The organism is Enteroscipio rubneri, assembly GCF_963929405.1.
GTDB lineage: Bacteria > Actinomycetota > Coriobacteriia > Coriobacteriales > Eggerthellaceae > Enteroscipio > Enteroscipio rubneri.
Window position 1 is genome coordinate 782,368 of sequence record NZ_CAWVIN010000002.1, and the last position, 14,713, is coordinate 797,080.

General features: G+C 62.9%; 19 protein-coding genes. 11 read left to right on the plus strand and 8 right to left on the minus strand.

Annotation, left to right across the window (positions count from 1 at the left end; all coding sequences use genetic code 11):
- Nucleotides 1-73: 73 nt before the first annotated feature.
- Nucleotides 74-1,072, minus strand: a complete 999-nt coding sequence (locus ABGT83_RS06890; protein ID WP_103264547.1) for an HAAS signaling domain-containing protein — start codon at nt 1,070-1,072, stop codon at nt 74-76.
- The gene (locus ABGT83_RS06895) at nt 1,069-1,527 is read right to left on the minus strand and encodes a PadR family transcriptional regulator (RefSeq protein WP_346686622.1); all 459 of its coding nucleotides are present in this window, start codon (nt 1,525-1,527) and stop codon (nt 1,069-1,071) included. The genes ABGT83_RS06890 and ABGT83_RS06895 overlap by 4 nt, the downstream gene beginning before the upstream one ends.
- Before the next feature lie 346 nt (nt 1,528-1,873).
- On the opposite strand from ABGT83_RS06895, the gene ABGT83_RS06900 reads away from it, so the two are divergent.
- A complete protein-coding gene (locus tag ABGT83_RS06900; RefSeq protein WP_346686623.1) occupies nt 1,874-2,269 on the plus strand; it encodes a metallopeptidase family protein in 396 nt (131 codons plus the stop codon).
- On the opposite strand, the gene ABGT83_RS06905 is transcribed toward ABGT83_RS06900, so the two are convergent.
- Both ABGT83_RS06905 and ABGT83_RS06910 read right to left on the minus strand, forming a co-directional pair.
- Nucleotides 2,263-3,258 carry a DMT family transporter gene (locus tag ABGT83_RS06905; protein ID WP_346686624.1) on the minus strand — a complete coding sequence of 332 codons (996 nt, stop codon included), beginning with the start codon at nt 3,256-3,258 and terminating at the stop codon, nt 2,263-2,265. The two genes, ABGT83_RS06900 and ABGT83_RS06905, sit on opposite strands and share 7 nt — an antisense overlap.
- 12 nt (nt 3,259-3,270) lie before the next feature.
- On the minus strand, nt 3,271-3,636 hold the full coding sequence (locus ABGT83_RS06910) for a transcriptional regulator (RefSeq protein WP_346686626.1): 366 nt from the start codon (nt 3,634-3,636) through the stop codon (nt 3,271-3,273).
- Nucleotides 3,637-3,884: 248 nt separating this feature from the next.
- Between ABGT83_RS06910 and guaA the strand changes: the two genes are divergently transcribed.
- Nucleotides 3,885-4,868 (plus strand): glutamine-hydrolyzing GMP synthase, encoded by a 984-nt coding sequence (gene guaA, locus ABGT83_RS06915; RefSeq protein ID WP_103264543.1) that lies wholly within the window; start codon nt 3,885-3,887, stop codon nt 4,866-4,868.
- A gap of 501 nt (nt 4,869-5,369) precedes the next feature.
- Here guaA and ABGT83_RS06920 read toward each other — a convergent pair.
- From ABGT83_RS06920 to ABGT83_RS06935, 4 genes are all read right to left on the minus strand, one after another.
- A complete protein-coding gene (locus tag ABGT83_RS06920) occupies nt 5,370-5,783 on the minus strand; it encodes a metal-dependent transcriptional regulator (RefSeq protein WP_013979901.1) in 414 nt (137 codons plus the stop codon).
- 16 nt (nt 5,784-5,799) lie between these two features.
- The gene (locus ABGT83_RS06925) at nt 5,800-6,438 is read right to left on the minus strand and encodes a class I SAM-dependent methyltransferase (protein WP_346686628.1); all 639 of its coding nucleotides are present in this window, start codon (nt 6,436-6,438) and stop codon (nt 5,800-5,802) included.
- A 73-nt stretch (nt 6,439-6,511) separates the two neighbouring features.
- The gene (locus ABGT83_RS06930; protein WP_013979903.1) at nt 6,512-7,102 is read right to left on the minus strand and encodes a TetR/AcrR family transcriptional regulator; all 591 of its coding nucleotides are present in this window, start codon (nt 7,100-7,102) and stop codon (nt 6,512-6,514) included.
- Between the two features lie 166 nt (nt 7,103-7,268).
- Nucleotides 7,269-7,688, minus strand: a complete 420-nt coding sequence (locus ABGT83_RS06935; RefSeq protein ID WP_013979904.1) for a helix-turn-helix domain-containing protein — start codon at nt 7,686-7,688, stop codon at nt 7,269-7,271.
- 142 nt (nt 7,689-7,830) lie between these two features.
- On the opposite strand from ABGT83_RS06935, the gene ABGT83_RS06940 reads away from it, so the two are divergent.
- The 9 genes from ABGT83_RS06940 (at nt 7,831) to ABGT83_RS06980 (ending at nt 14,611) form a co-directional block, all read left to right on the plus strand.
- Nucleotides 7,831-8,043, plus strand: coding sequence for a hypothetical protein (locus ABGT83_RS06940; protein ID WP_013979905.1), 213 nt, complete (start codon nt 7,831-7,833; stop codon nt 8,041-8,043).
- Entirely contained in the window at nt 8,043-9,116 is a 1,074-nt protein-coding gene (locus tag ABGT83_RS06945) for a site-specific integrase (RefSeq protein ID WP_013979906.1), read from the plus strand. The genes ABGT83_RS06940 and ABGT83_RS06945 overlap by 1 nt, the downstream gene beginning before the upstream one ends.
- Nucleotides 9,116-9,502 (plus strand): plasmid mobilization protein, encoded by a 387-nt coding sequence (locus tag ABGT83_RS06950; protein ID WP_346686631.1) that lies wholly within the window; start codon nt 9,116-9,118, stop codon nt 9,500-9,502. The genes ABGT83_RS06945 and ABGT83_RS06950 overlap by 1 nt, the downstream gene beginning before the upstream one ends.
- A 365-nt stretch (nt 9,503-9,867) precedes the next feature.
- Nucleotides 9,868-10,239, plus strand: a complete 372-nt coding sequence (locus tag ABGT83_RS06955; RefSeq protein WP_013979908.1) for a YraN family protein — start codon at nt 9,868-9,870, stop codon at nt 10,237-10,239.
- A 173-nt stretch (nt 10,240-10,412) separates the two neighbouring features.
- A complete protein-coding gene (locus ABGT83_RS06960; protein ID WP_013979909.1) occupies nt 10,413-11,174 on the plus strand; it encodes a ParA family protein in 762 nt (253 codons plus the stop codon).
- On the plus strand, nt 11,167-12,096 hold the full coding sequence (locus ABGT83_RS06965; RefSeq protein WP_013979910.1) for a ParB/RepB/Spo0J family partition protein: 930 nt from the start codon (nt 11,167-11,169) through the stop codon (nt 12,094-12,096). The genes ABGT83_RS06960 and ABGT83_RS06965 overlap by 8 nt, the downstream gene beginning before the upstream one ends.
- A 274-nt stretch (nt 12,097-12,370) precedes the next feature.
- Nucleotides 12,371-12,790 carry a DNA-binding protein gene (locus ABGT83_RS06970; RefSeq protein ID WP_232501740.1) on the plus strand — a complete coding sequence of 140 codons (420 nt, stop codon included), beginning with the start codon at nt 12,371-12,373 and terminating at the stop codon, nt 12,788-12,790.
- A 1-nt stretch (nt 12,791) separates the two neighbouring features.
- On the plus strand, nt 12,792-14,042 hold the full coding sequence (locus ABGT83_RS06975; RefSeq protein ID WP_013979912.1) for a relaxase/mobilization nuclease domain-containing protein: 1,251 nt from the start codon (nt 12,792-12,794) through the stop codon (nt 14,040-14,042).
- A complete protein-coding gene (locus ABGT83_RS06980; RefSeq protein WP_013979913.1) occupies nt 14,039-14,611 on the plus strand; it encodes a hypothetical protein in 573 nt (190 codons plus the stop codon). The genes ABGT83_RS06975 and ABGT83_RS06980 overlap by 4 nt, the downstream gene beginning before the upstream one ends.
- Nucleotides 14,612-14,713 lie beyond the last annotated feature (102 nt).

Here is a 14,713-nt window from a genome sequence, read left to right on the forward strand (position 1 = left end):
AAAGATGGTCGGGACGCATGAGGAAGGGGCCTGGCGCCCCTTCCTCGCATGGTGGGTAGACTCGGCTGCCGGCTTAGATTCGGCTGTTCCTCGCGGTTTTAACGATGGAGTCGACTGCGTCGATGACGAGCGCAACCACAATGAAGCCGCAGAACGCCACCTGCACATTCGACACCGCCCAAAGAACCGGCCCCTCCAACGCGAGGCCCGATGACTGCATCGCCTGAACGATTGCTTGAGCGTCAACCAGATGGAAATTCGTTAGCCAGAAGACGGCGAGCACTGCGACCACAAGATCGCTGACGAGCGTGACCGCCAGCAGGCGCTTCGTGTAACGGCCTTCCACCAACTTGAAGCTTTCGGCGCCGACGCACACGACCGTCCAAGCTATGATGACCCACGCCGACGCACGGATGGCCTCGGCGTTGAAGGGTTCGAGCCGCATACCGTCACTGCGGTGGCTGAGCGCGTTCAATACATCGGGGAACAGCAAGAGCACGACGGCACCGACGATAGAGAATACGATGCCGACAACTGCATCGCCACGCGCAGGGTTTCTCGTCTCGCGCGGCACGGGCGGCAGATCGTCGAGCGAGCCCATCACCTCAACGTCGATGCCGCGGTGCGAGAAGAAGGCGAACAACGCGGTGACAAACGCGAAAGCGAAGACGAGCGCTGCGATGAGCGAGCCGATCCCTTCGAGCACGCCGCCGAGAACGCCCCCCTGCGTGCCCGTCGCGAGAGACAGCGCGCCGGCTACGAGCATGCCGCCGGCCACGCAAGCGAGCACGATCTTCAGCACGTAGAGATACTGCGCGTAGTACGGCTGGCCGATGAGGCACGCGTTCTCGTCGGCGGTGTACTTGCGAACCATCTCGCCCGGAGTTCCAAGCTCGGTGAGCACGACGCGCACATCCTTCTGTGCAGGCGGCATGCTTCCGCAACGCTCCTCGAGCATGTCGGAGATGAGCGTGCGCAGTTCTTCAGCCACGTCGTCGCGCTGCTTCGCAGGCAGGTGCCGCGTGACGGCGTACAGGTAGCGCTCGATCATATCGTTATCTCGGATCGTCATTGCACTCCACCTCCGTTACCGTCACTATCATCGCTACAGCAGGAAACGCTGCCAGGACGATCACTTTCATCAGCGTGCCCGTAACCGCTTCCGCCGGCATCCTCGCCGCCGGAGCCGTCTACGGCGACGCGCAGCAAGGCATTCACGCCGCCGCACAGAACCTGCCATTGCTCCTCGACCTCGCTCAGCACGCGCAGGCCCTCGGACGTGGTACGGTAGTACTTTCGCGGTTTCGATCCACCGTGGTCCCACTTGCTTTCTAACAGCCCCTGCGACTCGAGTCGCCGCATGAGCGGGTATAACGTGTTAGCCTCGATGGGTATGCCGTGGTCGGCGAGCGACTTCACCAGCGCGTATCCGTACGCGGGCTCGCGCAGCCGACTGAGCACCAGCATCACGAGCGTGCCGCGACGAAGCTCCAGCACCATGCTCGACACGATGTCGTCACGATCCATGCATCCCTCTCCCTTCTCGCTTAGTGTGTGTCGCACACTATACCATAGATTGCACATTAGCGTGCGACGCACAGTAAAAGGTTCGCAGATTGGCGATTGCGATGCGATCGCATGATCCTTTCGTTTGTGCGCGCTGTTGGATGTCGGCAACTTGGATTCGGGGAACCGTACCTTCCGGATAAGAGAAGCCCCAGGTAGGCAACCATGCCTTTCGAAAGAGAAAAACTGTGCTGAGCGAACAGATCGCATAGGCGAAAAAACCGTGCAGCTTCCTAGCCGCGCGTTTCTCCTACAGTTCATCCGGTATACTCGCCCCAGCGAAAAAGACCGATGACAGGAGGCGGGGATGGCCCGCATGACCGACGAGGAGTTCGAGACCGTGGTCGAGGAGGCTCTCGCGAACATACCCGAGCGGTTCCTCCGGGCACTCGATAACGTGGCGATTGTGGTAGAGAGCGAACCCGATGATTACCACTTCGACATTCTGGACGAGCCCGGCTGTCGAGGCGCATCGGTGCGCAAGGACGAACTCTTGGGCCTGTACGACGGCGTGTCCCTCCCCGACCGCGCCGACGGCTGCGAAGGCGACCTGCCCGATGTGATCACCGTATTCAAAGGACCGCACGAGCGCTGCTTCTGCTCGCGCGCGGAGCTGGTGGATGAGGTCGGCAAGACGGTGGTGCACGAGATAGGCCACTACTTCGGCATCGACGATGCGCGCCTGCACGAAATGGGCTACTGAACCTTCCTTTTTGGTCGCTCGTCGTTTACAACGGCTGCTCCACGTCTGCGACGAGGACGCATCTTGAGCGAAGGCGCTTGAGCGATCGCCACACCGACTAGGATGGCGAGCACGCCTACCACCTGCACAACGTCGACGGTTTCCCCCAGAACGACAAGCGACACGAAGATGCCGCACGGAAGCTCCGAAGCGGCGAGGATTGTGGATACGCCCACCGGCAGTTTCGGCGTGCCGATACCGAACAAGAGCACGGGAACGAACAGCACCGTCACTGCCAGCAGAACGCCATAGCCCGCAATGCCCTCGAAAAGCACGCCGGAAGGGAAATAGCCCGGACACACAGCCATGCCAACCAGGAGCGACCCGCAGCAAATGAAGAATCCGCGCTGAAAGGCCGGCATGTCGTTCTCGACATGGCCCGACAGGTACATAAACACTGCGCACGTCACCGCCGAGAGCAGCCCGCACACGATGCCGATCGGATCGAACGACGCAAAGTCCACGTCAGCCGAGAGAAGCCCGCTCGCCAGTACGGTACCCGCCATGATGACGGCCGCGGCGCCCACCTGAGCAGCTTGAGGCGGTTTGCGTGTGACAACCACCTGAATGACGATGCCGATCCAGGTGAATTGAAACAAAAGCGTGATGGCTACAGCCACCGGCAGCTTCGAGAGAGCGATGCTGTACAGCACGCCTGTGATGCAGGTGGCGACGCCGGTTCCCATGAGCTTGAACAACTTGCGGGCATTCATGTGCGCCGCGCTTCGGTTGCGCGCCGCCTCGCCGACGAACGCGAGGCCGAACAGGAGCGTGCCAAACAGCGCCTGGCTCATGACCGTCTGAGGCCATGTGAAACCGGCGGCGAACGCGCTCTTCGCCACCGTGCCCATGGCGCCGTAGCTGGCGCCACCCAAAAAGACGGCGAGTGCATATTTCAGCAGCGGAGAATGCATGCCGACGATGGTAGCACAGGGCCGTACCGCAGGCATGGAGAACTCGCACTACAACAACGCGATCTCCTGTTCGATGGCCTGAATATCGGCATGCGGCGAAGTAAGCGCACGATAGAGGCGAGCAACTTCCTCCCTTAGGTCGAGTTCGCGCTGATCGCTCAAAACGAGAAAGGCCACCTGTAAGTAGAGATTCAGCTCTTTTGCGCTTTCGAGCCGACTCGGATCGCAGCTTTCCGTGCATGCGGCCCGATCATGCGCAAGAGCATAGAGCATGCCCTTTGTCACGCGTCGCATGCGCGTGAAACTGGTTTTGCGTTCGCGATGCGCCTGGTATTGAGGCAGGAACAATGCGACCGCCACCGCCGAGATCTCGGCGAAAGCCGTGAACCATTCAGGGAGCGAAACCGGGTCCATAGCAGCGTCTCCTTTCCTTATCAAGCTTGACTGTACTCCAGCGCAACCTTGCCGGACACGCACTATGTGCTTCTTGTTGAGAGGCGCTTCCCTACCCGTTGCCCGTCCAAGCGCCGAAGGCGGACGGTGCCGGCCACGCTTCCACGTTTTCTGCAAATTATCGAGCTCACAACCATATCATCGGGAGAAACCTGCGCCATCCGGTATAATTTCCCCCAGAACATCACCGAGCACGAGGAGGTCCCCGCATGGATTCCAACAAGCGCCCTGAAGACATGGAGCGAATCACCACGCCCGAGCTGGCGAGCGCGTTCATCGACGAGCAGGTGGAAGCCGTGCGCGCCCAGGTGGGCGACCAAAAGGTGCTGCTGGCGCTGTCCGGCGGCGTGGACTCGTCCGTGGTGGCGGCGCTCTTGATCAAGGCTATCGGCAAGCAGCTCATCTGCGTGCACGTGAACCACGGCCTCATGCGCAAAGGCGAGAGCGAACAGGTGGTGGACGTGTTCCAGAACCAGCTCGACGCGAACCTCGTGTACGTCGACGCCTCCGAGCGCTTCCTCGATCTGCTCGACGGCGTGGCCGAGCCCGAGGCGAAGCGCAAGATCATCGGCGCCGAGTTCATCCGCGTGTTCGAGGAGGAGGCCCGCAAGGTGGGCGACGAGGTGAGCTTCCTCGCGCAGGGCACCATCTACCCCGACATCCTGGAGTCCGACGGCGTGAAGGCGCACCACAACGTGGGCGGTCTGCCCGACGATCTGCAGTTCGAGCTGTGCGAGCCCGTGAAGCTGCTGTACAAGGACGAGGTGCGCGTCATCGGCCGCGAGCTCGGGCTGCCCGAGGGCATGGTCGAGCGCCAGCCGTTCCCGGGCCCGGGCCTGGGCGTGCGCTGCCTCGGCTCCATCACGCGCGACCGCCTCGAGGCGCTGCGCGAAGCCGACGCCATCCTGCGCGACGAGTTCGCCGCGGCCGGCCTCGAGGGCAAGGTCTGGCAGTACTTCGTGAGCGTCCCCGACTTCCGCGCCACCGGCGTCCGCGACGGCGTCCGCGCGTTCGAGTGGCCCGCCATCATCCGCGCGGTGAACACGGTGGATGCCATGACCGCCGAGGTCCCCGAGCTGGATTGGGCGCTGCTCAAGAAGATCACCGCGAGGATCCTCGCCGAAGTCCCCGGCATCTGCAGGGTGGTCTACGACCTCACGCCGAAGCCGATCGGGACGATTGAGTGGGAATAGTACTGGAACATTTGTTCGTGTTTTTCATACGGTTTCTTACGGTTCCGATGGCGACTGATGTCGACATTTCGGAACCGCCGCACCTGCAAGCCGCATGACCCCGCAATTAAGCATAAAACCCAAAAGGCTCCTCGGAATCATCGAGGAGCCTTTTCGTTTCCGCAGGTAGATGTATGGTAGGATGCCACCCCATGGCAAATGGGCATGCGTCGAACGAGCCCGAAACGACTCGAACGGAACCGAAAATAGCCGACGCGAACCGAAAAACCCGCAAGCCGACGAGAGGCAGTGATGGCGGGTGGCTTGCAGGTGCCGTCGAAAAACCGGGGGAACTCAAACGAAACTCACCCGGAAAAACGAAACTCAAGAATGATACTTGCCCCTGGTGGAGAACTTGCGAGTGTCACTCTTGCAAACTCACGCGTGCGGGGAAATTTCGCTTTCACTCCTCCCGAGTAGTAACGCGAGGCTTGCGGGCCCCTGGCGCGCTCAGCCGTCGTTTTACTCGGAGGGACGACTCCTCGTCAAGTGGGAATAGAGCTTCTCGAAAGAATCGGCGGAGACACAGTGCTCCAGGCGGCAGGCATCTCTGGATGCTTCGTCGGCGTCGACCCCGGCGTCGCGCAGCAGCCCCTCGAAGAAACGATGCCTCGCACTCGTCGCCTCAGCGATAGCCCTCCCCTCCGACGTGAAGCCAACGTCATGGTCGACGACCTCGACAAGGCCCGCCTCCGATAGCTTCACGAGGGCCTTGGAGACGCTCGCCCTCGAGACGCCCAAGTGCCTCGCGATGTCGACGTTGCGGCATCGCCCATGCGAAGAGCGGATCTCCAGGATCGCCCTGAGGTAGTTCTCGGCGGATTCGCGCGACCGGGACGGCTTGTTCCAAGGGCGGGTGCTTTCCTTCTTTTCCATCTTAGGTATGAAGGGGCTAGTCTTTTCGCGCGACTGCCACGCAGGAGGTGAGGCCGATCCGCCGCCAGCTCACGCTGCCGAACCACGTGCCGAGGATCTCCCGCATCTCGCCCTCGGAGTAGATGCGCACGTCCCCCTCGGCGGAGTGCGGCATCCACGCGTTCATGACGGCGCGCGCGGGCGCCGGCTGCCAGACGTCGCCGACCACGAAGGTGCCGCCCGGTCGCAGCGCGCGCCACACCTGGAACGCCGCCAGCGCCGGATCGGGGTAATGGTGGAACGAGTCGTTGCAGTACGCCGCATCGAAGGAACCGTCATGGAAGGGGAGGTGCTCCGCGTCGCCCACGACCACCTCCGCCCTCCCGCCGAGGCGCTCGGCCGCACGCTCTGCCATGTTCGCCGAAAGGTCGACCCCCACGAGGGCGCAGCCCGGGATCTCGTCGAGGACGATTTCGGCAAGGGCCCCGGTCCCGCACCCCAGGTCCAGCACGCGTGGCGAGTCGACGCCGCCGCACGCCCGGACGACCTCGCCCGCCACGATGCGGTAGAGCCCCCGCGCATGGTCCCCCTGCATTCCGGCGTCATAGGTCTTCGCCTGGGCGTCGAACGCGGCCCTCGACCGCGCCTTCAACTCGTCTGTGTTCTTCCGTTCCATGTCGCTCCCTTCTATTGAGCATTGTTCAATATCTACTCACAAGAAAAGCCCCAACCGGAATTGGGGCGGTTCTCTAATCTGCCTTCACACTCGACCTGAACTCGGCGACCAGGGCGGCGAAGTAGCGCTTGGCGGTTTTCACGGCGCCCTCGTCCGGCATGCCGGGCCCCGAAGCGAGCCCGATGCACCCGTACGCCATGAGGGCGGCGAGCCCGTCCGCGTCGCCCCGGGGGCCGCCCCTGAGCAGCGCGTCGAGCTCGAGCGCCGCGCGGAGATGGGGCTGCACCGCCTCGCACATGCCCAGCGAGAGCCTGTCGTGGAGCGTGCCGTTGCCCTCCGCGTGGAAGAAGTCGGCGTAGTCGAACGCGCCGGGGTCGGACCCTGCCTCGATTGCTCGGTCGAGCTTCTCGTCGAGCGAGAGGCACCGGTCGTCGAGGATCGCGATGATGCCCTCGGCGCAACGCCGCGAGTACTCCTCGATGGCGGCGTCGAACATGTTCTGCTTCGAGTCGAAGTAGTGGTAGGCGAGCCCCGGCGCCACTCCCGCCGCCCGCGCCACAGCCCTCACCGAGACGTTATCGTAGCCCTCCTCGGCGAAGAGGCGCATCGCCGTGACGAGCAGCTCCCGTCTGCGCTCATCCGGGTTCTTGACGATCCTGCTCATGCCTTCCACCTCCTCGGTCTCATGGTAAGTCATTATTGAACATTGGTCAATAATGACTTTCAACGCTCTTCTCCTGGCAAACTACGGCGAGCAAATCCCATACCGGGCGGTCTCTATGCGACAACATGCTGGCAACATAATCTTCGACCGCCTTACGGCATGTTGCCTAGCGTCCGCCAATCCCCATCTTCCAGAACTCGTATTCCTCGGGCGTTATTTCTCCGTGGTCGAGGGCGCTCCTCTGAGACTCCCATATCTTGATGGCGGCCGCGAGCTTTGGCGCCTTTTCGGCATCGCTTTCGACTGCCAGCCTGCCGTCGCCGACGGGCCTGAGTCCGAACTCCTCCTCGATTCTGAAGAGGAGCTCGAGGGCGTCCCTTGCGGACTCGACGTGAACCGGCATGAGAGCTTCGGGGGCGACCTCGAGGGCACCTGCGATTGCATCCAGGGCAGAGCCTTTGAGCACCCTCCTGTCCGCCTCGTAGTTTCTGATGGCGGCATCAGTGCAGCCGGCGGCCTCGGCGAGCTGCCGCTGCGTCATTCCCCGAGATTCCCTGAGTGTCCTTATGCGGTTCCCCATCGTCATCTTTTCTCCTTCAATTGATTTCCGTCCATGATACTAGAGAACAAAAACGTTCTCAATTTGTCTTGACCGAACATTTTCGTTCTGTTAATGTCGCGAGAAGCAGAACGCTTTTGTTCTGTCATCCGAACGACAGGAGGAAAAAATGGATCAGAACTCGCAGCCGGTGATCATGGGGGTCGAAGAGGTCATGCGCGCCCTGAGCATCAGCAGGCCCTATGCCTATCGCATCATCAGGATGCTGAACTCGGAGATGGAGCAGAAGGGGTACACAACCATCAAAGGGAAGGTGAGCCGAAAGTATTTCTACGAGCGTTTCCACTGTGGCGACGGAGCCCCCAGACGAGAGGCACGCTGATGCCCGCCTACGTGAATGAGAAAACAGGTTCTTGGTACGTCCAATGCTATTACAGCGACATCGACGGAAGCCGCAGGCACAAGGTGAAGCGCGGGTTCGCGACCAGAGACGAGGCTCTAGCGTGGGAGGCGGAGTTTCTGGCCTCTGCCGACGGGTCGATGTCGATGCCCTTCGAGGCATTCGTAAAGAGATACTCCGAAGACGTGAGGCCAAGGCTCAAGCTCAACACCTGGCTCACCAAGGAGCACATCATACGCACGAAGATAGTGCCGTTCTTCGGATCGAAGAGGATGCGCGACATCACCCCCAAAGACGTGGTGGACTGGCAGAACAGGATGCTGGGCTCGTACGACGACGAGGGGAAGCCATACAGCGGCACCTACCTGCGAACCATAAACAACCAGCTGAACGCCATATTCAACCATGCCGTCAAGTACTACGGACTGGGAAAGAGCCCCGCCACCCCGACCATCAAGATCGGCGAGCGGAAGGGCTCGGAGATGAGGTTCTGGACGAAGGAGCAGTACCTTATGTTCAGCGAGGAAATCATGGACAAGCCGGCAAGCTTCTACGCTTTCGAGATCCTCTACTGGTGCGGCTTGAGGGTCGGAGAGCTCCTCGCGCTCGAGCCTGACGACATCGATCTCAAAAGATGCCTCATCCACGTCACCAAAAGCTACCAGCGAATCAAGAGAAGGGATGTCATCACGTCGCCCAAGACACCCAAATCGAAAAGGGACGTAGTTATGCCGGAGTTCCTCGCAGACGAGCTCGCCGATCTCCTCAGATCAATCCCCGAGGAGCGGCGCGCCTGCCGCATCTTCTGCTTTACCAAAAACTACCTGCACCACGAGATGAAGCGAGGATGCGCCGCGTGCGGCCTCGAGCCGATTCGGATTCACGACCTCCGCCACAGCCACGTATCGCTTCTCATAGAGATGGGCTTCAGCCCGCTCGCCATAGCGGACCGGCTGGGACACGAGACCTACGAGATGACACTTCGCTACGCCCACCTCTTCCCCAGCAAGCAGTCGGACATGGCGGCGGCGCTCGACCAGGGAAGGAGGCCCTGATGTCCAGACCGATCGTCGATTACAAAGGGCGTCGGCGCAGCAAGACGATAGCGTTCCGGGTCTCGCCGGAGGAGGACGAGGTAATAAACGCCCTCGTCGCAGCAAGCGGCATGACCAAGCAGGACTACATAACCTCCAGGCTCGAGTGCCGCGACATAAACGTCAGCCCGAACGTGAGGGTCTACAGAATGCTGCGCGACCAGATGAGATCCGTCTACGTCGAGCTCAGAAGACTCAGGAGCGCCGACGGCATCGACGAGCGTCTCATCGAGCTCATGCAGGTGCTGACGCGCGTGTTCATCGACCTCGGCGCCGACGAGCTCGGGGCGGTCGGGGACGACGTGGCGCAGCAGGACGCGGCGGTTCTCAGGATGGCGCGGGACTAGCTCCGCTGGGCGGCCCGGAAAGGGCTTCCCCCGAGCAGCCGACCCTCAGACAGCCTCCTGAGGGCATTCGCGGCACGGCGGGCTCCGTTTGATCGGATCTCCTTGCCTCCTCCTCGGGCATCAAAGGCTCGCACAGCCGCCCGATGCGCCCCGCAAGGGTCGCGATGCTTTTCCGATTTCTTTTGCCGCCCGAGAGAAAAGGCGAAAGCGGCAAAACAAAGCGCCCTCCGGGCTTCGGAAAACCAACGGCCCGATGGGACGAGGAACGCGCCTTCGCTTCCTCCCTTGCGGGGCGCGGCAGGCGGTGCGGCCCCGATGCCACAAGGCGGGGCAAGGGGCTCCGCCCCAACCGAACGGAGGTCACCATGAACACCAATCCCACTCTCCAGGACAGGGCGGTCGAGGCGGCGGCCCGCTTCCTCGAGATCCGCGGCTACGAGACGCTCGCGACCGGGTGGAAGTCGCCCGAGGCGAGAGGAACCATCGACCTGGTTGCACGCGACCCCGAGTCCGACGACCTCGTGTTCGTCGACGTCTCCGCGCGCCCGAACTCCGGCGCCGGCTTCGGCGACGGGAGGAACGATCGCGAGACGATGGAGCTGCTCGCGGTCTCCTGGCTCGCCGAGAACGACTTCGCCGAATCGGTCGGCGTGAGGTTCGACAAGATCAGCATGATCGTCGTCGGCGAGGACCGCGCGCTGCTCAGGCACCACATCAACGCCTTCGGCGAGTTCTAGGACCTCCGGGCCCGCCTGGGCAGGCCCCCTCCGGACGGAGGGGGCCGTTTGCAGGCGGCTCGCCCCATGGCGAACCGCCATCCCATGGTGAACGGTCGGTATTAACAGAACGTTTTCGTTCTGTATACTCGGGGTAAACGCCGTCGACGATCGACAGAGAGGACGGAGGAATCATGAGGGCGCTCGCGATATCGAACTACAAGGGCGGAGTCGGAAAGACCACCACGGCGGTCAACCTCGCCACTATCTACGCCAGGCGGGGTCTGAGGGTCCTGCTGATCGACCTGGACCCGCAGGCTTCTGCCACGGACTTCTTCGGGCTCTACGACCGCGCCGCGAGCGAACACCGAAGCGCCGTCGAGCTCCTCTACAGCAACGCCCCCGTTGAAGACGTGGCTTTCGAGACCGAGACGGCAGGACTCTCCGTCGTGCCCTCGACCATCGAGCTCGTCGACCAGAACGAGCTTCTGCTCCGTGAGCAGCGCCTGCGCTTCGCGCTCGACGACTGCGCGAGCGACTACGACGTCTGCATCGTCGACTGCAGCCCCACGATGAAGCGCCTCGCCTTCAACGCCTACCTCGCCGCAGCGGGCGACGGCATGGTAATCGTGCCGGTGAAGCTCGACTCCACCGTCATGCGCGGCACCGCCCTCACGGTCAGAGCCATCGAGTCCATCGCAGACGCGCTGCGCGTGCCCACGCCCGCATGGCGCATCCTACGCACCTGCGTGCCCGGGCTCATGACCAACGCGGAAGCGACCGGGGCCGAGGTCCTCGACTCCTACTTTCCCGACAACCAGTTCGAAACCGTCATACACGCGAGTTCCAAGGTGTGCGAGGGAAGCTGGCAGTGGCAGCCCGTGACGACGTTCAGGCCCGACAGCCGCCCCGCGAAGGACTACCAGAGGCTCGCCGAAGAGGTGCTCCATGGCTAAATCCATCGCCTCCGGCTTCACCATCTCGGGCCTGCTCGACAAGAACACATCGACCCGGAACGACTACCCCGTCGAGCGGATCCCCGTCAGCGTGATAGCCGACCACCCCGCAAACGCCGCCTACTCTATGGACGATGCGGGCATAGCCCAACTTGCGAGAAGCATCGAAGAGGAGGGCCTCACCGACCTGCCGCTCGTCCGCAAGCTCGACGACGGGGGCTGGCAGATGGTGAGCGGACACCGCCGCAAGGCGGCTTACGCCCTGCTTGCCGAAGAAGACGAGCGCTACGCGCAGATTCCCTGCCGCGTCATCCGGGGCATAACCGACGAGCAGTCGGTCCTGCTGCTGCACGCCGCCAACTACTTCGTGCGCAACCTCACCGTATCAGAGCGCGCAGCCGCAAGCCGCGCACTCGGCGTGGAGGTCGAGCGCATGCGCGCCGAGAACCCCGAGCTTTCCGGCGTGCGCACGGAGGACATCAAGGCGGCGATCATTTCGGAGCAGACAGGGCGCAAGGTGTCCGGCAAGACCATCCAGCGCCAGGAGTCCCTTGCCCGCAAGATCGAGGAGCAACTCGTTCCCGAATGGCGCGAGGCAGCATTGTCCGACGCTCTGTCGGCAGACGCCGTAAACGTCCTGGCGAAGCAGAGTCCCGAAGAGCAGAAGCGCCTCTACGGCGCATGGGAGAAGCAGCCTCTCGGAAAGAAGGAGACGACCGAGTTCCTGAAGAGGGAGACAGGCAAGTCCGAACCGAGGGAATCAGCGAAGGATCCCGTCCCAAAGCCCTCTGCCCCGCTCAGCAGCGCCCTCCGCGCGCTCAGGCGCTATGAATCGAAAGTGAAGAGCACGCCGAACGAGCTTGACAGGAAGACACTCGAGGAGATCGCCGAGACGGCTCGAAAGCTCCTCGAGGGCAGGTAGAACCCAGGCAGGTGCCCCACTAGGGCTCCTGCACCGTTTCCAGCAAGTAGCCTATCTCGTATACGCGAGATAGATGGCGGCAGGGACGCCTTCCGGCGGCCCACTGCCCCGCCCCACCGCCGACGAGGTAGGCGAGGGGCTATGCCGCCAAGCGCGCCGCAGCACGTAAACGCGCCGGCTCGCGCCATGCGGGGGATGCCCCGCGCCCCTCAGAAAGGACGCCGCCCGAGCTTCCACCATATCGGGGCGGCAAAGGATGCGAAGGACCGAGAAGATGACGAAGGTCTTGAAATACGACAACGTGCTCACAGCCCGCGTGAGCGACGCGGACTTCCGCGCGGTCCGCGAGCGCGCCGAGGAGGAGGAACTCACCCGCTCCGAGTACCTCCGCTACGTGGTGCGCCTCGTGACAGACGACGCCGTGAACGCGCAGCGAGGCGGCGTGCTGCTCGACGGGAGCTCCATGCGGAAGCTCTCCCGCGAGCTCGTCAAGTGGGGGCACCACTACAACCAGGGCATGCACGCCCTCAACTCCATCAAGTTCGCGCTCGACCACGGAAGAGGCGACTTAGAGTGGGTGTCCGGCAAGCTCGACGAATGCGCGCTGCTGCTTACGCAGGTGGACGAGGGGCGCGCGGACATCGCGAAGCGCATCTCCTCGCTCGAGGCGCGCGCCATCGTTGGCGGCGATTAGCATGCCGCTCCTGAAGCCCATAGCCGGCCACACGGGATGCGCCGGTATCAAGAGCTACCTCGAGAAGAACGGACGCGCGCTCGGGATACAGGTGATGAACTTCGCGTGGCAGGAAGAGCGCGTCTTCGAGGACGTCGCTGCCGCCCCAATCGGGTTTGACTGGGCGGCGTCGATGGACGCGACGAGGCATGCCTGCGGGAACGACACGCCGTACCGGGGAAAGCCCGCGCGCACCTTCAAGCACTTCGTGATGTCGCCCGACCCGCAGGACGGGCTCTCGACGGATCAGGTCGCTGAGCTCGCACAGACGTGGACAAAGAGGCACTTCGCCGACTTCGAGGTTGCAATTGTTCTGCACGACGACAACGAGGGTAGGATTCCCCACGCCCACATCGTCGTCAACAACACCAACCTCGCCACCGAGCGCCGGCTGCAGACCCCGGACCCGCTCGAGCTCAATCGCAGCTTGCAGGAGCTCGCCGAAGAGAGGGGGCTCCGCTTCATGCGCGACGATGCCGTGAGGGAGACCGACGAGGGCCCGACACGCAAGGCGACGCCTGGCTCGATGCAGAAAGTCTACATTCGGCGCGCCGAGCGGGAGATCCAAAAAGAAGGAGGGTATTCCTGGGTCGCCGACATCCGCAACCGGGTCACGGTCGCCAAGGCGCTCGCGCGAAACGAGAGCGAGTTCATGGCGATTCTAGAGGCGCTCGAGGTCGAAGCCGTGCAAAACTCGGGACGCTCCTGGAGACGCGACTGGATCTACTCGCTCGCCGACCACCCCACCTGGCGCATCGGCGGCGAGAAGCTGGGGCTCTCCTTCGGCCAGGAGGCGCTCAGGCGGCGCTTCGCCAGGATCGCCGCCTGGCACCCCGCCCCGGCGGCATCACGGCAGATTCTCTCCCATGCCACAAACGCCGTCGAGCTGAACGACCTGGAGGAGCTCAAGCGCCTGGCCGATGCCATCGAGACGTGCATGTCCTTGAACGCCCGCAGCCTGGCAGACCTCGACAGAAGGATCGAAAGGCTCGAGGGCCGTGCCGACGACGATTCCACCGAGCGCGCCGGCACGCTGCGCGAGATACGCGCCTACATGGCGCAGAACAGGCTCTTGCCCGAAACCGCGCAGGCGAGGCAACAAAGGAAGCCGCAGGACAAGGAAACGTCCACCAACCGCAGCGGCGTGAAACACCGCAGCCGCGAAACGCAGCCGCAGCAGGAACGGCGGCGAGAAGGGAGGGGGGCCCGATGAGGGTGGAGGTCGCCTACTTCGGTCGCATCGAGGTGTTCGACACCGACCGCTTCACCGAGGCACAGCCGTTCACGGGCAAGAGCATGCTCGCCGACTTTACGCTCGAATACGAGGATGCCGAGAAGAACGGCCTTTGGCTCACGGCCCACTGCTACGTCGCGAACGAAAGCTACCGAACCGACGGCGAGGAAGTTCCCGAGGCACGGCGCGAGAAGGGCTGGAGGTTCCAACTGGCAAGCCCCAAAGAGGCTGGCGAGTTCGAGTGCGTCGCGATGGACGGCGAGACAGTGCTCGCAAGAATGTTCGGTGAATTAGTAGATGTGATGAAGCTCGACCGTGCCTCCGCCCTCTTCGCCGGGCCCGGAAGCTCGGTCGCAAGCCGCATAGCGCGGCTGAACGATTACCTCTCGAACTCGGACGAGAGACTCGCGGCGAGCTCTGCTCTCATGGCGGAGGCGATAGGCGTCGCGCCCGACGTGCTCGAGCGCGCCATAGCAGCCGAGGCTGCCCAGATGGAGCCCGCAGACGACGAAGAGAGCGACTGGATGGAAGGATACGGAGATGATTAGAGCGATATTCAGGGGAATCGGGTCGTTCGTACGCTGGCTTTTCAAAGCCGTATTCCGCTTCATGTGAGCTTGTAATCGCGCTCCCACCAAACACTGGAAACA

Bases quoted from the DNA above. Each gene is read 5' to 3' on its own strand.
- ABGT83_RS06950 (WP_346686631.1), top strand. From the start codon at position 9,116: ATGTCCAGACCGATCGTCGATTACAAAGGGCGTCGGCGCAGCAAGACG.
- guaA (WP_103264543.1), top strand. From the start codon at position 3,885: ATGGATTCCAACAAGCGCCCTGAAGACATGGAGCGAATCACCACGCCC.
- ABGT83_RS06920 (WP_013979901.1), bottom strand. From the start codon at position 5,783: ATGGAAAAGAAGGAAAGCACCCGCCCTTGGAACAAGCCGTCCCGGTCG.
- ABGT83_RS06940 (WP_013979905.1), top strand. From the start codon at position 7,831: ATGGATCAGAACTCGCAGCCGGTGATCATGGGGGTCGAAGAGGTCATG.
- ABGT83_RS06960 (WP_013979909.1), top strand. From the start codon at position 10,413: ATGAGGGCGCTCGCGATATCGAACTACAAGGGCGGAGTCGGAAAGACC.
- ABGT83_RS06930 (WP_013979903.1), bottom strand. From the start codon at position 7,102: ATGAGCAGGATCGTCAAGAACCCGGATGAGCGCAGACGGGAGCTGCTC.
- ABGT83_RS06980 (WP_013979913.1), top strand. From the start codon at position 14,039: ATGAGGGTGGAGGTCGCCTACTTCGGTCGCATCGAGGTGTTCGACACC.
- ABGT83_RS06935 (WP_013979904.1), bottom strand. From the start codon at position 7,688: ATGACGATGGGGAACCGCATAAGGACACTCAGGGAATCTCGGGGAATG.
- ABGT83_RS06910 (WP_346686626.1), bottom strand. From the start codon at position 3,636: ATGGACCCGGTTTCGCTCCCTGAATGGTTCACGGCTTTCGCCGAGATC.
- ABGT83_RS06965 (WP_013979910.1), top strand. From the start codon at position 11,167: ATGGCTAAATCCATCGCCTCCGGCTTCACCATCTCGGGCCTGCTCGAC.
- ABGT83_RS06905 (WP_346686624.1), bottom strand. From the start codon at position 3,258: ATGCCTGCGGTACGGCCCTGTGCTACCATCGTCGGCATGCATTCTCCG.
- ABGT83_RS06970 (WP_232501740.1), top strand. From the start codon at position 12,371: ATGACGAAGGTCTTGAAATACGACAACGTGCTCACAGCCCGCGTGAGC.
- ABGT83_RS06975 (WP_013979912.1), top strand. From the start codon at position 12,792: ATGCCGCTCCTGAAGCCCATAGCCGGCCACACGGGATGCGCCGGTATC.
- ABGT83_RS06925 (WP_346686628.1), bottom strand. From the start codon at position 6,438: ATGGAACGGAAGAACACAGACGAGTTGAAGGCGCGGTCGAGGGCCGCG.
- ABGT83_RS06900 (WP_346686623.1), top strand. From the start codon at position 1,874: ATGGCCCGCATGACCGACGAGGAGTTCGAGACCGTGGTCGAGGAGGCT.
- ABGT83_RS06955 (WP_013979908.1), top strand. From the start codon at position 9,868: ATGAACACCAATCCCACTCTCCAGGACAGGGCGGTCGAGGCGGCGGCC.
- ABGT83_RS06945 (WP_013979906.1), top strand. From the start codon at position 8,043: ATGCCCGCCTACGTGAATGAGAAAACAGGTTCTTGGTACGTCCAATGC.
- ABGT83_RS06895 (WP_346686622.1), bottom strand. From the start codon at position 1,527: ATGGATCGTGACGACATCGTGTCGAGCATGGTGCTGGAGCTTCGTCGC.
- ABGT83_RS06890 (WP_103264547.1), bottom strand. From the start codon at position 1,072: ATGACGATCCGAGATAACGATATGATCGAGCGCTACCTGTACGCCGTC.